Origin of the sequence: Nitrosomonas europaea (assembly GCF_900167395.1) — a bacterium.
GTDB classification, from domain to species: domain Bacteria; phylum Pseudomonadota; class Gammaproteobacteria; order Burkholderiales; family Nitrosomonadaceae; genus Nitrosomonas; species Nitrosomonas europaea.
The window spans coordinates 37,426-52,626 of sequence record NZ_FUWK01000003.1; the positions used below are offsets into that span (position 1 = coordinate 37,426).

Sequence of the window (15,201 nt, forward strand, 5' to 3'; positions counted from 1 at the left end):
GCCTGCTCAAGTCGATTGATTCTGTTTATCGTATCCCAGCATTTCTGCTGCGTGCTGACGCGTGGCGGCAGTCAGATTTTCACCGCCCAGCATCCGAGCAATTTCTTCGGTTCTTTCTGCTGCATCCAGTTCTGAAATATGGCTTGCCGGCAGTTGCTCATCTTCTGTCTCGGAGGTTTTGGATACGCGCCAGTGATGATCTCCTCTGGCTGCAACTTGTGGGAGATGTGTGATGCTCATTACCTGTCGCGTTTTTCCCAGTTGCTGGAGCAATTTGCCTACTATTGCGGCAATGCGCCCGCCTATTCCGGTATCGACTTCATCGAAAATCAGAGTGGGGACAGTGCCGGCTTTGCTGGTAATGACCTGGATTGCCAGGCTGATACGTGAGAGTTCACCGCCGGAGGCTACTTTATTCAGCGGGCGTAAGGGCAGATCCCGGTGGGCCGACACCTGAAACTCGATCTGTTCCATGCCGTGCAGATTACCCGAGGGTATCGGGATCAATGCCACATTGAAGCGGCCTCCTGCCATTGCCAGAGTTTGCATGGTTTCCGTGACCAAGCCAGACAATTGATCTGCGGCGTGCTGCCTTGCTTGACTCAACCTGGCGGCGAGATTCTCAAAATTATTCCTGGCAGATTTCTCTGCTTTCATCAGTGCTTCGCTGCTTGCTGCATTTTCCAATGATTCCAGGCGTTGTCTGGTTGTTTCCAGTAAATCCGGCAGTATTTCCGGCATGATACGGTATTTTCTGGCTGTTCCATGAATGGCTGCAATGCGTGTTTCTGTTTCCTGCAGTCTGCGGGGGTCGATATCAAGGTGCTGCTGATAACGTTTCAATTCATATACGATTTCCTGCAGTTGTATCTGAGCTGATTGCAACTGGTTGCAGAGGGGTTCGAGTGTGTTGTCGATATCGATCAGGCTGTTCAGGCGGGTGAGCACCGTGCTGAGTTGCGCCAGTACCGCCGTTTCATTTTCCGATAATGATTCCAGGCTGAATTGTGCGGTTTCCAGCAGGCTTGCAGTATGTGTCAGCCGATTATGTTCGATTTGCAGATTTTCCCATTCTTCCAGTGAGAAATTCAGGGCGGCCAGTTCCTGGAGTTGCCACGTCAGGGTTTCGTGCTCCTGCAAATTTTGTTCGCTGTGCTGTTCCCATGCGAGTCTTTGCTGGCACAGATCCTGCCAGTGCCGGTAAGCGGAGGCTACTTCCCGGGCAAGATTCGATTCACCTGCCCAGGCATCGAGCAATTCACATTGCTTGTGGCCGTGCATCAGCAACTGATGGGCATGTTGGCCGTGAATATCGACCAGCCATTCACCAACCGTGCGTAATTGCTGGAGGGTGGCAGGGTGTCCGTTGATGAAGTTGCGTGAACGTCCACCCGATTCCATGATTTTGCGCAACAGACATATACCGGTTTCATCTTCCAGTGCATTTTCCACTAACCACTCCTGTAAAGCAGGGATAGTGTTTACGGAGAATTGTGCAGTAATTTCAGCACGTTTACAGCCATATCTGATTTGACTCGTATCAGCCCGTCTTCCCAGTACGAGTTCCAGCGCATCGATCAGAATGGATTTTCCTGCGCCGGTTTCGCCAGTCAGAACTGTAAAACCTGATTTGAAATGCAGATCAATATGGTCAACGATGATGAAATTGCGAATAGACAGATTTTGCAGCATGGAGACTACCGGCTGTTTTTTTGAAGAATACCGCTCCAGCCGAGTTTTTCTCGCAACATACGGTAGTAACTGTGGTGGACGGGGTGCAGGAGTTTGATGGTTTCCGGACAGCGTTGAATGAATACTCTGTCATGTTCACTCAGATCGAACCAGGAATGGCTGTCTGTGTAGATTTTTATCTCGGTCGTGAAATGAACTTTGATTTCGATGGTTGCATCTGCGCCGATTACGATGGGGCGGTTGCTGAGGGTATGTGGGCAGATCGGCACCAGTGTCATCAGGTTGAGACCGGGATGCAGGATCGGCCCGCCGGAGGAAAGCGCGTAAGCTGTCGATCCGGTGGGTGTCGCAATGATCAGGCCGTCCGATCGTAAAGAATAAACATACTCACCGTTGATGTGGACTTCAAGTTCGATCATACCGCTGCTGATACCCCGGTGAAGTACCACATCATTGAAAGCCAGTTCTTTGAAGACACTTTCTCCATTGCGTGTAACCTCGACGGTCAGCAGCATGCGGTTTTCCACGACGAACTGGCCTGCCAGCATGTCATTCAGGGTTTCGTGCATGGTATCGGCTGTAAGATCAGTCAAGAACCCCAATCTTCCCTGGTTGATGCCGATCAGTGGAACACTGAACGGAACGAGTGCACGGGCAATGTTGAGCATCGTTCCGTCACCTCCCAGCACGATTGCAAGGTCTGCCTGTTTACCGATTTCTTCCAGTGTCAGTATAGGGTACCTGCTGTTACTGATATGGGCGGCGGTCAGAGAGTCCAGTACCACACTGATACCTCGGTCGGTCAGATACTCTGCCAGACTCAGCAGGGGAATCACGATATCGGGATTTTTGTGTTTCCCGATCAGAGCAATCGTTTTGAATAAGGCGCTGTCCATTAGTGATAAGAGGTCGGAGCGGTTAAAAATACCTGGATTTCTGTTTCAGGCGATCCGGCTGATTCTAGGTGATCGTAAGGATCGGATATTACCGCAGCCCATGCCAAAAAAGGTAGAAATCAGCCGAGAAGTAGTATTACGCTATCCATGAAACCAAGGGATTTCAGCTTCAGACCAACCCCACTTGTAGCAGAGCTGATTCGTGTAGAATAGATAAATGCTTAACGAACGCGAGAAAATTCTGCTAAAAACCCTGGTTGAACGTTATATTCATGAAGGTCAGCCAGTCGGTTCACGCTCACTCGCCAAGTTTTCCGGATTGGACCTGAGTCCGGCCACGATCCGCAATGTGATGACTGACCTCGAAGAAATGGGGTATGTCTCCAGTCCGCATACATCGGCCGGGCGCATGCCTACCACGCTGGGTTATCGCTTTTTCGTCGATACCCTGCTGGTGGTCAAGTCACTGGATAATGAGCAGATTACTTTGCTGGAGAACCAGCTGCATCCGAACAACCCCACCCATTTGATGAATGTTACTTCTCGTCTGCTTTCAGAGCTGACCCGATTTGTAGGCGTGGTGGTCACACCTAAACGGATGGGAGGCGCAGTTTTTCGCCATATAGAATTTGTGGCACTGACTGAAAAACGGATTCTTCTGATTCTGGTGACACCGGAAGGTGATGTCCAGAATCGTATCATTCTTACGGAAACCGCTTACAGTCAGTCTGATCTGATCGAGGCCGGAAATTTTCTCAATCAGCACTATGCCGGTTGTACGCTGGAAGAAATTCGCTCAGGGCTCCAGCGCGAGTTGACACAATTGCGTCGGGATATGACCGGTCTCATGAATGCAGCAATTGAAATAGGCAATGATGCCTTGCAGGAAAGCAGCGAAGCAGTGGTAATTGCTGGAGAACACAGGCTGTTTGACGTGCGCGATTTATCAGATAATCTTTCCAGCTTGAAAAGTCTGTTCGAAATGTTTGAGCGAAAATCCAAACTGTTACAACTGATGGAGCTGAGCCGTCAGGCACACGGGGTGAAGATCTTCATCGGGGGAGAGTCGGATGAAACGATGCTGGAAGAGGTCAGTGTCGTTACTGCACCTTATGAAATGGAAGGAAAAATTGTCGGCACGGTTGGCGTGATCGGCCCGCGGCGCATGGCTTATGAACGTATCATTCCTATCGTGGATATTACCGCCAAGCTGCTTTCGAGCAATCTGTCGTAATAGCCTGTTTACTTCATTCTACTTATGACTCGAATGTTACCGGAACCCGCTTATCGCCATGGTTCGGTCGGCAAGATCGGTGTTCTGATGATCAATCTGGGTACGCCGGATGCGCCGACTGCCAAAGCACTGAGAGCTTATCTGAAGCAGTTTCTGAGCGAGCCGCGTATCGTCGAATTTCCACGCTGGCTGTGGTGGTTCATTCTGAATGGCATCATTCTCAATGTCCGGCCGGCCAAGTCTGCCAAAAAGTATGAGCAGATCTGGACATCCGAAGGTTCTCCCCTGAGAGTGCATACTGCGCGCCAGACGGCACTGGTAGCCGCTTTACTGGAGCAGCAGGCTGATTCTTCGCTGGTGGTTGAATATGCGATGATTATTGGCAATCCGTCCATTGCGGAAAAATTGCAGCAGATGAAAGTACAAGGCTGTGACCGTATTCTGGTATTACCGCTATTTCCCCAATACGCTGCCAGCAGTACCGGTTGTGTGCTGGACGGTGTTTTCTCCGAATTGAGGAAAATGCGTAATATTCCTGATATTCGCACTGTCAGGCATTACCACGATGATCCGGGTTATATTGCAGCACTGGCACAGAATGTTCGTGATTATTGGGAAAAACACGGCCAGCCTGACAAACTGATCATCAGTTTTCATGGCGTGCCGCGTAAAACATTGGAGATGGGTGATCCCTATCATTGCGAGTGTCAGAAAACCGGGCGATTGCTGGCTGAAGCACTGGAACTGGCGGATGATCGCTATCAGATATGTTTTCAGTCTCGTTTTGGTTTTGCGCAATGGTTGGGACCTTATACTGCGGAAATTCTGGCAGAGTTGGGTAAACAGAAAACCGGGCGAGTCGATGTCGTTTGTCCTGGCTTCGTCTCGGATTGCCTGGAAACACTCGAAGAAATTGCACTGGAAGGAAAAGCGATTTTTACCGAGGCGGGCGGGGGTGAATTTCATTACATACCAAGTCTCAATGAACATCCACTCTGGATCGAGGCGATCGGGAATATCATTCAAACCCATTTGACCGGTTGGGCTGATCGGCGATTATCCGAAGAAGCTGCGGAACGATCCCGCAAACGGGCGCTTGCTCTGGGTGCAAGGGAATGATGTGTTCATGTGTGATTTCACCAATGACCGGTGCAGCGTTTTTGCCCCTGGCAGACGTCAGATGCCCGGGGCATGTCCAGATTTAAGGGAGGGATAGTGATGAGTATTTCAAAGATAAAGTTATTGTTTTCCTGCCTGCTTGTTTGTATTCTCGCCGCTTGTGCGACTTCTCCCACTGGTCGGACACAGGTTGCTTTTATGCCGGATGCCGAAGTGAACAGTATGGGCCTTCAGGCGTTTGATACGCTGAAGCGTGAAAACAAAATCAGTCATGATACGGCAAGTAACCGTTTTGTAAGTTGTGTGGCCAGTGCGATTACACGGGAAGTGGGAGGAGAATGGGAAGTCGTCGTGTTTGAAGATGAATCACTGAATGCGTTTGCGTTGCCCGGCGGAAAAATTGGTGTGCACACCGGCTTGCTCAATCTGGTGGATAACCAGGATCAGCTGGCAGTAGTCATTGGCCACGAAGTCGGACATGTAATGGCGCGCCACAGTAACGAGCGCTTATCTCAGCAGGCGGGCACCAATCTGGGAATTTCACTCATCCAGGCGATTGCCGCACCCCAATCTGCATTGGGGCAGACAGCAGTCGGTCTGCTGGGGATTGGTGCGCAATACGGGGTTATCATGCCGTTTAGCAGGTTGCATGAATCAGAGGCAGATACGATTGGCCTGGATTTAATGGCCAAGGCCGGATTCAATCCGGCAGAAAGCATAAGATTGTGGCAAAAAATGGCACAGGCCAGCCAGGGAGCAGAACCGGTAGAATTTTTGTCCACACATCCTTCGCATACTTCCCGTATACAAAATCTGCAAGCAGATTTGCCAAGGGCGCAACGATTACAGCAGCAGGCAAATGCTGCAGGAAAGAATCCCCGCTGTACCAAATAGACTCATTGGGTGACGGCTGTATGAGCAATGAATGAGGTGTTCGCAATACACTTGCGGAACGGCGGTTTGCTGGTTTTAGGGAAATTATTTTTTTATATTTGAGGAGATAAAAACAAATGTCGCAGAAGCACCCTGTCATTGCAGTAACCGGATCATCCGGAGCTGGAACTTCTACAGTCAAGACAAGTTTTGAGCATATTTTTCAGCGCGAGCGGCTGAATGTGGCTGTGGTGGAAGGAGACAGCTTCCACCGTTATGACCGTGAATCCATGAAACAGGCAGTTGAAGAGTCAGAAAAAGGGGGAGGGCGTCCTATCAGCCATTTCGGCCCGGAAGCCAATGAATTCGAGAAACTGGAAGAATTGTTCCGGTCGTATGGCCAAAGTGGATCCGGAGAGATTCGTCTTTATCTGCATAATGAACAGGAGGCTCAACCTTACAATCAGAAGCCCGGTACCTTCACACCCTGGAAGTCCATTCAGCCGGGCACTGACCTGTTGTTTTACGAAGGTCTGCATGGCGGAGTGAAGAGTGATACGGCTGATGTCAGTCAGTATGTCGATCTGCTGGTGGGTGTGGTTCCAATCGTCAATCTGGAGTGGATACAAAAGATCTACCGTGATACTGCTGCCAGAGGATATTCGGCCGAGGCGGTGACACATACCATTTTGCGCCGTATGCATGATTACGTTCATTACATTACTCCTCAGTTTTCACGCACACATGTCAATTTCCAGCGTGTGCCGACGGTTGATACATCCAACCCGTTCATTGCACGGGATATTCCCACATTGGACGAAAGTATGGTGGTTATCCGCTTCCGTGATCACCGTGGAGCAGATTTCCCTTATCTGCTCAATATGATAAGCGGGTCGTTCATGTCTCGTCCCAATACCATCGTTGTTCCAGGTGGTAAAATGGGTATGGCGATTGAGCTGATCCTGACGCCGCTGATTCTGGATCTGGTGGCAAAAAGCAAAAAATAGTTTTTCTGAGACCCCGTCGACTCTGACAGCCGGCGGGGGAATTCGGCTGTTCCCTTCTATATGACTGCATTACTTACTGATCTCAACCCGGAACAGCTGGAAGCCGTCACCTGGTCACACCAGTCAGCACTGGTGCTGGCAGGTGCCGGAAGTGGTAAAACCCGGGTGCTGACTACACGAATTGCTTATCTGTTGCAATCGGGCCGCACCCGGCCACAGAATATCCTGGCAGTTACCTTCACCAACAAGGCAGCACGCGAGATGGTCGCGCGTATCGGTGCAATGCTGCCTGTCAACACTCGTGCTATGTGGGTGGGCACATTTCATGGTTTGTGTCACCGCGTGCTGCGTGCTCATCATGAAGATGCGGGGTTGCCACAGGCATTTCAGATACTGGATATGGCTGATCAGCTGGCTGTCATCAAGCGTGTGCTGAAGGAACGATCACTGGATGAAAAGATGTTGCCGCCCAGACAACTGCAATGGTTTATCAATAATGCCAAAGAAGAGGGATTACGAGCCTCGCAGGTCGATGTGCATGGCGGTTTCAATCAGACTCTGGCCGAATGCTACCAGGCATACGAAATTGTCAGTATGCGGGAAGGTACGGTCGATTTCGCCGAATTACTGCTGCGCTGCTATGAATTATTGAGCCGCAATGAAATTCTGCGTGATCATTATCGCAGTCGTTTCGAACATATATTAGTGGATGAATTTCAGGATACCAATCGCCTGCAGTATAAATGGATCAAATTGCTGGCGGGCCCGGGTTCGCAGCAGCATGCAGCCATTTTTGCCGTCGGGGATGATGACCAGAGCATCTACGCGTTCCGGGGAGCGCATGTCGGGAATATGCGGGATCTCGAAAAGGATTTCAGCGTACCGAAGATCATCAGGCTGGAGCAGAATTATCGTTCGCACGGCAATATTCTGGATGCTGCCAATGCGCTGATCGAACATAACAAGGGACGTTTGGGTAAGAATTTGTGGACTGCGGCGGGGAAGGGTGAACCGGTGCGGGTATATCATGCCGCCACAGATATGGATGAAACCAGTTTCATCATTGATGAAATCAAGGCACTGCATGCCGATGGCCTGGCTCTTTCTGATATTGCCCTGCTCTATCGTTCCAATGCGCAATCACGGGTGCTGGAGCATGGTTTGTTCAATGCATCTGTTTCCTATCGTGTTTATGGCGGTATGCGTTTCTTCGATCGTCAGGAAGTAAAACATGCTTTGGCCTATTTACGACTGATCGCTTTACCGGATGATGACAATGCCCTGTTGCGGATCATTAATTTTCCTCCCAGAGGAATTGGTGCACGTACATTGGAACAGTTACAGGATCAGGCTGCGATGCTCGGCACCAGTCTGTGGCAGGCAGCATTCAAGGTATATGAGGGAGGGAAAGCGGTTGCCACCAGGAACAGCCAGCCCGGGAGAGGAATAGCAGGTTTTGTCAGCCTGGTTTTATCCATGCAGCAGGATGGCGAGGGCTTGCCGTTACCGGAAATTATCCGGCGTGTGATCGATCAGAGCGGGCTGGCAGCACATTATCAGGCTGAACGTGAAGGTGGCGAGCGCCTGGAGAATCTCAAGGAGCTGATCAATGCCGCGACCAGTTTTGTGCATGAGTCCGAAGATGACAGTCTTACTGCTTTTTTGGCACATGCTTCGCTCGAAGGGGGTGAGCATCAGGCGGAAGGTTATCAGGATGCGGTTCAGCTGATGACAGTACATGCTGCAAAAGGACTGGAATTTCATTCGGTATTCATCAGCGGTCTGGAGGAAGGTCTGTTTCCCCATGAAAACAGCCGGAATGAGCCTGATGGTCTGGAAGAAGAAAGGCGTCTGATGTATGTGGCAATGACACGTGCCCGGCAGCGCCTGTATCTGAGTTACGCCGAGAGCCGCATGTTGCATGGTCAGGTGCGTGTGAACATACCTTCCCGCTTTATTGATGAAATCCCACAAGATCTTTTGAAGAGGCTGCGCTCCGATTTTTCCGGAAGAAGTTTTCGTCAGGGGGTGTCGGGAACAGGACAAACCGTTGCCAGCACTATAAATAGCAGTCAGAAAGGCAGGAGTACGATGGCAGCAGCAGTCGGAATGACATCATCAGGGCTGAATAGCGCAGGTTTTCACGTCGGCCAGCAAGTATCGCATGCCAAATTTGGCACGGGTATTATCCTGAATTATGAGGGTAGCGGGACGGATATGCGGATCCAGGTGAATTTTCACCAGGCAGGTACAAAATGGCTCTCGCTTGCTTATGCAAAACTGGAGCCCCTGTAACGGCAGTTGTATAGCTACCGATCTGAAAACAGGCTGCTGCCAGTTTTTCTGATGGATCTTCCTTGTAAACCGGATCCTGGGCTCGGCTCAGTGTTCATTGGTTTGGCTGGAATCTTCTTTGTTTTCTTCAGTACTTGGCTCATCTGATTTGGGCTGAGTATCTTCATCCTGTTCGTAGTGAAAGATGTCTTTGTAACTGACGTAAACGGAAGCAAATGCGACCGGGAACCAGATGATGAAACCCAACCCGTAAAGCATCGCTGCCAACATTCCAAGAACAAACAAGATGGCCATATAAATCTGGAAAGCAAAGAGATTTTTCAGGCACGCAAAGAAACTTTTGCGTATGGCGATGAGCGGAGGCATGTTCTCAAAGACTACCAGCATGGGTGCAAACCAGATCGACATCATCAGCGGAATGGCGAGCAACAGGCAAAGCAATGAGGCAAACAGCAGATCATCCATGACGCCGGGTAATTCATTTTCGCTGAATCGTTTGCCGTGCAGCCACATATCAACGACTGCATCTCCCCCAAGCAGCATGAAAATACCGGTAATCAGAATATCGCCGATCAGATAAACTCCACCGATTGTGATGAGAGGTACCGTGTATTTTTTGAATCCGTAAAACAGGTATTCCAGTTCGAGCTTGCCGCTCAGATCCAGTTTCCTACACCCGACCATGATCCCGGCTACGAAGACGGGCACGGTCAATATACCGATGAAACTGCCCAGCAACGGGATGAGTCCCAGTGTGATACCAATGAGTAAATAGGTGAAGCATAAGAGTATCCAGTTGAGTGGCGCCATACGAAAAAAGTAAAAGCCACTCAGAATCCACTGTAAGCCCTGTCTGCCGCGTACGTATCGCGCTTCCATCCGTCGTTCTCCAGTAATTTGAAGTAAGTCTGTCAAAAACCTGATTGTTTACAGGATACAGGTGAGAAAGGCAGTCGTCACCTGACCGGGTGTACTGAATGATAATTCTGATCTATCCGCCTCAGGCCTGAAAAGAGGGTAATACACCCGGATTGCTCAGGTGATGTTCCAGAATTCTTTTGAAGTGACCCGGATCTTTTTTATGTGTCAGTTCCCCGGGGCGGGGAAGATAGTAGTCATACAGACGCGATAGCCAGAAGCGCAGTGCACCTGCGCGCAGCATGGCTGGCCAGGCGGAATGTTCATCAGCCGTCAATGGCCGTACAGCATGGTAGGCCGTTACGAGGGCGTGCATCCGTGTTTTGTCCATTATGCCATCTGTAAGCGTGCACCAGTCATTGGCTGTAATCGCCAGATCGTAGAGCAGCGTGTCGTTACAGGCAAAATAAAAATCGATGACACCGCCAATGCCGTCGGATGTGAACAGGACGTTATCCCGGAAAAGATCAGCATGTATGACACTCTGCGGGAGGTTGGCAGTCATCTGTGCCGCTTGGAATTGCAATTCTTCATCGAGCAGATTCTGCTCGGAAGAGGAAAGGAAAGGCATGACTGTTTCGGCCGTAGTCTGCCACCAATTCAATCCGCGCGGGTTTTGATTCCAGCCGGAGTAGTTTCGGCCAGCCAGATGCATTCTGGCAAGCATTTCACCGACTTGTGCACATTGTTTTTCTGCGACTTGTACCATGGATCGTCCGGGAAGGAAGGTCACGATACAGGCTGGTTTGCCGTTCAACTGCCCCAGCAGGCGGTGGTTTTGTGATTCAACGGGCCTGGGGCAGGGAATGCTTTGCTCGGAGAGATGCGCCATCAGGTTGAGATAGAAGGGCAGCTCGGTACTGGTCAGCTTCTCGAACAGAGTGAGAATGAATTTGTCTTGTGTAGTGGTGACCAAATAATTGGTATTTTCAATACCGGATGAAATACCCTGCAAGTCGATCAGTGATCCAAGTGAGTAATTTTTCAGCCAGACAGCAAGCTGTTCTTTGGTAACCGGGGTGAAAACAGACATGAATGAAGCGTTGAAAGTTGGTTTGAGAAGGCGGTCAACAAACAGGCAGGTTTGATGAAAGATGCTTGGGCCCTGACTCTTGCTCAGAAGCGGTAAATCTGCCACATCGGAACACTTACACCCGATTCCATATCTCCCCGGTGAGGCATCCCGACAGCACTGCGCCGATTCAGCAGATAATAAGGTTTGCCGATCCGGGGGGTGATTTTGATGACATACAGCTCGCCATTGACGCGATACTCTTCAATCATCGTTTTGTCTTTTCCTTCGTGAATCGTTATTTCCGGCTCCAGAGATGGATCCAGTCCCAGTTCGGGAGGAAGGCCGTTTTCTTCCCCGGCAGAAGGAGATTCGGGAATTTCCGGCAATGGAATCAGATTATCCGGTTGCTGGCTGGTTTGCGCCCACGTCAGGGGCGATATCCAGACCAGGTTGCTGCAGAAAAATAAAAGCGTTGTTGACCTCATGCTGATTACCGGAAAGTTGGAATATTCTGATGTTCTCTAGTGATATGAATCTGCTGGTGCTAAAGATTGAGCTGTATGTTGCGCTCAGCAGCAGAGGGCTCAAATCCTGAAGTTTCATAATAACGGAAGATTGCATCTACGACCTGGGACGGTTCATCCACAATTTGAATGAGATCCATGTCTTCTGATGAAATGAAGTCATGTTGGACAAGTACCTGTCGAAACCAGTCGATCACTCCTGTCCAGAAATCTGAACAAACCAGAATGATCGGCATCTTGCGGGTTTTGCCGGTCTGGACGAGTGTCAATGCTTCCATCAGCTCATCCAGCGTTCCGAATCCGCCCGGCATCACGACATAGGCGGTTGCAAACTTGATGAACATATACTTGCGGGCAAAGAAGTGGCGGAAAGTCTGGCTGATATCCTGATAAACATTACGGTGCTGCTCGTGTGGAAGCTGAATGTTCAACCCCACACTGGGAGATTTGCCATAAAAAGCACCTTTGTTGGCTGCTTCCATGATACCCGGCCCACCACCAGAGATGACCGAAAATCCGGCATCCGACAATTGCCTTGCGATCGCTTCGGTTAATTTATAATGCGGATGGTCAGGAGGGGTTCTGGCGCTGCCAAAAATACTGATGGCAGGCTGGATACATTCGAGTCGTTCCGTGCCTTCGACAAATTCCGCCACAATTCCGAAAACCCGCCATGATTCCCGGGCTGACCAGGGTTTCTCCAAGGTGAGGGCATCCGATAATTTTGCTTGCAAGCTCATAGAGGTCCTTGTTTGATGAAAACACTTCTGCTAGTCGACGGTTCTTCCTACCTGTATCGTGCTTTTCATGCCCTGCCCGATTTGCGTAACCGCCTTAATGAACCTACTGGTGCAATCTATGGCGTGCTGAATATGCTGCGTCGCCTGCATAAGGAATACCGGCCAGATTATAGCGCGTGTGTGTTTGACGCAAAAGGTAAAACATTCCGGGACGATATTTACCCGCAATATAAAGCACACCGCCCGCCGATGCCGGAAGATCTGGTCTGCCAGATCGGTCCCTTGTATGCCTGTATCCGGGCGATGGGCTGGCCGCTGCTGATAGAGGAGGGTGTTGAGGCCGATGATGTTATCGGAACGCTGGTGGAACGTGCAATCGCCAGGCAGGCGCAATGTGTGATCGCAACGGGCGATAAGGATATTGCACAACTGGTCAGGCCAGGCATCTGGCTGGTGAACACCATGAATAACGAATCACTGGATGAATCAGGTATTCTGCAAAAATTTGGTGTGACACCTGCACAGATCATCGACTTTCTGGCGCTGGTGGGGGATAGCGTGGACAATATTCCCGGGGTGGAGAAAGTAGGCCCTAAAACTGCGGTGAAGTGGCTCGATCAATATGGCACGCTGGATGATCTGATTGCGCACGCGGATGAGATAAAGGGTGTGGTGGGTGAAAATCTGCGCAAGGCGCTGGATTGGCTGAAGGTTTCAAGAAAACTGCTGACGATCAAATGTGATGTCCCCCTTGCAATGGACTGGCAGGATCTGGTTGCCGTTCCGCCCGATACAGCCAGGCTGACAGAACTCTACGAGCATCTCGAATTCCGGAGCTGGTTGCGCGAACTCAAACAGCCTGGTCCGGAGAAAAATGAGAAAGCCGAGTCAAGTGTTATGGCTGCGATAGTGGATGATCCATCGGTACCAGAGGGAGAAAATGATGATGGGCGTGACTATCAGATTATTCTGACTGATGCGCAACTGGGTGACTGGCTGGCGCAATGTGAATCTGCCGAGCTGGTTTCGATCGATACCGAAACGACCAGTCTGAATCCGATGGAAGCAAAGCTGGTAGGGCTCTCGTTTTGTATGGAGCTGGGGCAAGCAGCTTATATACCGCTTGCCCATCATTACCCGGGTGTACCTTCGCAACTGAATCGTGAACAGGTGTTGCAACGGCTGAAGCCCTGGCTGGAGAGTGACGAGAAACTCAAGATCGGACAAAATCTGAAATACGACAGGCATGTGTTTGCCAATCATGGAGTAATGCTGAACGGGATCGTACACGATACCCTGCTGCAATCGTATGTACTGGAATCCCATTTGTCGCATGATCTGGACAGTCTGGCCAGCCGGCATCTAGGCATACAAACCATCAGCTATGATGAAGTAACCGGTAAGGGAGCGAAACGTATCGGGTTCGAGCAGGTGGAAATTCATCGGGCGGGGATCTATGCAGCTGAAGATGCGGATATCCCTTTGCGCCTGCATCGGGTTTTATACCCGGTAATCAGTCAGGATGCCCATCTTGAGTATATTTATCAGCAGATCGAAATACCGTTACTGGAAGTCCTGTTCCGGATCGAACGTAATGGCGTACTGCTTGATACCGATTTACTACGGGTGCAGAGTGGTGAGCTGACGCAGCAGTTGGTTGCGCTTGAACAGCAGGCGCATTCCCTCGCTGGTCATGCTTTCAATCTGAATTCAACTAAGCAGATACAAGAAATATTGTTCGGTCAGCACAAATTGCCGGTCATCAAGAAAACACCCAAAGGGGTGCCATCCACTGATGAAGAAGTGCTGCAAAGGTTGGCGTCGGATTACCCGCTGCCTAAGGTTTTGCTGGATTATCGGGGCCTTGCCAAGCTCAAATCGACTTATATCGATAAATTGCCGCAGATGGTGAACAAGCAAACCGGCCGTGTACATACCCATTATGCGCAGGCGGTTGCCGTTACCGGCCGTCTGGCAAGTAACGATCCGAATTTGCAGAATATTCCGGTGCGTACACCGGAAGGTAGGCGTATCCGTGAGGCATTCATCGCGCCGGATGGCTGGCTTATTATGTCAGCAGATTATTCGCAGATCGAGCTGCGCATCATGGCGCATATTTCCGGGGATGCAGGGCTGATACACGCTTTTTCTGAAGGACAGGATATCCATCGTGCCACGGCTGCCGAGGTGTTTGGTGTTCCTGTTGAGCAGGTAAATCCAGAGCAGCGCCGTTACGCCAAAGTTATCAACTTTGGTCTGATTTATGGCATGTCTGAATTCGGGCTTGCCACTCAACTGGGTATAGAGCGTACGGCTGCCCGTACTTTTATCGACCGCTATTTTGCGCGTTACCCGGGTGTGGCGGATTATATGCAGCGTACGAGAGAACTTGCAAAGCAGCACGGGTATGTCGAAACCGTCCTGGGGAGAAGATTGCAATTATCCGATATCCGCAGTAATCAGCGTAATCGCCAGATGGGAGCTGAACGGGCGGCAATCAATGCGCCGATGCAGGGGACTGCCGCAGATATCATCAAACTGGCCATGATCTCCGTACATCGATGGCTGGCCGAAGCACAACTCCAGAGTAAACTGATCATGCAGGTTCATGACGAGCTGGTGTTGGAGGTGCTTGTGGATGAATTACCAGTAATCAAGGAAAATCTGCCTCGACTGATGGAAAATGTTCTCAAACTGGATGTGCCGCTGAAAGTTCAGACAGGTATCGGAAAAAACTGGGATCAGGCGCATTGATTGTGTTTCTGATCCGTATTGGGAAATACAAATTTTTATCCGGTTATACTTGAAAATATTGTTAATTTTCTTGACTTATGAGAGACATCTCTTTAGATTGAAGTGGTATAAAATTGTAAATAGCGAGGAGGATA

The 15,201-nt window shown here is 50.1% G+C and carries 12 protein-coding genes; 6 read left to right on the forward strand and 6 right to left on the reverse strand.

Going from position 1 to position 15,201, the window contains the following annotated elements:
• Positions 1-6: 6 nt before the first annotated feature.
• Entirely contained in the window at positions 7-1,692 is a 1,686-nt protein-coding gene (recN, locus tag B5D58_RS01890; protein WP_011112047.1) for a DNA repair protein RecN, read from the reverse strand.
• 5 nt (positions 1,693-1,697) lie between these two features.
• Positions 1,698-2,588, reverse strand: a complete 891-nt coding sequence (locus B5D58_RS01895) for an NAD kinase (protein ID WP_011112046.1) — start codon at positions 2,586-2,588, stop codon at positions 1,698-1,700.
• A gap of 217 nt (positions 2,589-2,805) precedes the next feature.
• Between B5D58_RS01895 and hrcA the strand changes: the two genes are divergently transcribed.
• From hrcA to B5D58_RS01920, 5 genes are all read left to right on the forward strand, one after another.
• Positions 2,806-3,822: a heat-inducible transcriptional repressor HrcA gene (gene hrcA / locus B5D58_RS01900; protein WP_011112045.1), complete on the forward strand. Its 1,017-nt coding sequence runs from the start codon at positions 2,806-2,808 to the stop codon at positions 3,820-3,822.
• A 24-nt stretch (positions 3,823-3,846) separates the two neighbouring features.
• Positions 3,847-4,941 (forward strand): ferrochelatase, encoded by a 1,095-nt coding sequence (hemH, locus tag B5D58_RS01905; protein WP_011112044.1) that lies wholly within the window; start codon positions 3,847-3,849, stop codon positions 4,939-4,941.
• 99 nt (positions 4,942-5,040) lie between these two features.
• Positions 5,041-5,835: a M48 family metallopeptidase gene (locus B5D58_RS01910; RefSeq protein ID WP_011112043.1), complete on the forward strand. Its 795-nt coding sequence runs from the start codon at positions 5,041-5,043 to the stop codon at positions 5,833-5,835.
• Positions 5,836-5,951: 116 nt separating this feature from the next.
• Complete coding sequence (locus tag B5D58_RS01915) at positions 5,952-6,821, forward strand: phosphoribulokinase (protein WP_011112042.1); 870 nt, start codon at positions 5,952-5,954, stop codon at positions 6,819-6,821.
• Positions 6,822-6,881: 60 nt separating this feature from the next.
• The gene (locus B5D58_RS01920) at positions 6,882-9,116 is read left to right on the forward strand and encodes a UvrD-helicase domain-containing protein (protein ID WP_011112041.1); all 2,235 of its coding nucleotides are present in this window, start codon (positions 6,882-6,884) and stop codon (positions 9,114-9,116) included.
• Between the two features lie 87 nt (positions 9,117-9,203).
• Here the strand turns inward: B5D58_RS01920 and B5D58_RS01925 are convergent, their stop codons facing one another.
• From B5D58_RS01925 to B5D58_RS01940, 4 genes are all read right to left on the reverse strand, one after another.
• Entirely contained in the window at positions 9,204-9,995 is a 792-nt protein-coding gene (locus tag B5D58_RS01925) for a BPSS1780 family membrane protein (RefSeq protein ID WP_011112040.1), read from the reverse strand.
• A gap of 121 nt (positions 9,996-10,116) precedes the next feature.
• The gene (locus B5D58_RS01930; RefSeq protein ID WP_011112039.1) at positions 10,117-11,067 is read right to left on the reverse strand and encodes a homoserine kinase; all 951 of its coding nucleotides are present in this window, start codon (positions 11,065-11,067) and stop codon (positions 10,117-10,119) included.
• An 83-nt stretch (positions 11,068-11,150) separates the two neighbouring features.
• Positions 11,151-11,534, reverse strand: coding sequence for a DUF2782 domain-containing protein (locus tag B5D58_RS01935; protein WP_011112038.1), 384 nt, complete (start codon positions 11,532-11,534; stop codon positions 11,151-11,153).
• Positions 11,535-11,593: 59 nt separating this feature from the next.
• Positions 11,594-12,313, reverse strand: a complete 720-nt coding sequence (locus tag B5D58_RS01940) for an LOG family protein (protein WP_011112037.1) — start codon at positions 12,311-12,313, stop codon at positions 11,594-11,596.
• 15 nt (positions 12,314-12,328) lie between these two features.
• On the opposite strand from B5D58_RS01940, the gene polA reads away from it, so the two are divergent.
• Positions 12,329-15,067 carry a DNA polymerase I gene (gene polA / locus B5D58_RS01945; RefSeq protein ID WP_011112036.1) on the forward strand — a complete coding sequence of 913 codons (2,739 nt, stop codon included), beginning with the start codon at positions 12,329-12,331 and terminating at the stop codon, positions 15,065-15,067.
• Positions 15,068-15,201 lie beyond the last annotated feature (134 nt).

Coding starts and splice junctions, on each gene's coding strand:
- recN (WP_011112047.1), bottom strand. CDS start 1,692: ATGCTGCAAAATCTGTCTATTCGCAATTTCATCATCGTTGACCATATT.
- B5D58_RS01895 (WP_011112046.1), bottom strand. CDS start 2,588: ATGGACAGCGCCTTATTCAAAACGATTGCTCTGATCGGGAAACACAAA.
- hrcA (WP_011112045.1), top strand. CDS start 2,806: ATGCTTAACGAACGCGAGAAAATTCTGCTAAAAACCCTGGTTGAACGT.
- hemH (WP_011112044.1), top strand. CDS start 3,847: ATGACTCGAATGTTACCGGAACCCGCTTATCGCCATGGTTCGGTCGGC.
- B5D58_RS01910 (WP_011112043.1), top strand. CDS start 5,041: ATGAGTATTTCAAAGATAAAGTTATTGTTTTCCTGCCTGCTTGTTTGT.
- B5D58_RS01915 (WP_011112042.1), top strand. CDS start 5,952: ATGTCGCAGAAGCACCCTGTCATTGCAGTAACCGGATCATCCGGAGCT.
- B5D58_RS01920 (WP_011112041.1), top strand. CDS start 6,882: ATGACTGCATTACTTACTGATCTCAACCCGGAACAGCTGGAAGCCGTC.
- B5D58_RS01925 (WP_011112040.1), bottom strand. CDS start 9,995: ATGGAAGCGCGATACGTACGCGGCAGACAGGGCTTACAGTGGATTCTG.
- B5D58_RS01930 (WP_011112039.1), bottom strand. CDS start 11,067: ATGTCTGTTTTCACCCCGGTTACCAAAGAACAGCTTGCTGTCTGGCTG.
- B5D58_RS01935 (WP_011112038.1), bottom strand. CDS start 11,534: ATGAGGTCAACAACGCTTTTATTTTTCTGCAGCAACCTGGTCTGGATA.
- B5D58_RS01940 (WP_011112037.1), bottom strand. CDS start 12,313: ATGAGCTTGCAAGCAAAATTATCGGATGCCCTCACCTTGGAGAAACCC.
- polA (WP_011112036.1), top strand. CDS start 12,329: ATGAAAACACTTCTGCTAGTCGACGGTTCTTCCTACCTGTATCGTGCT.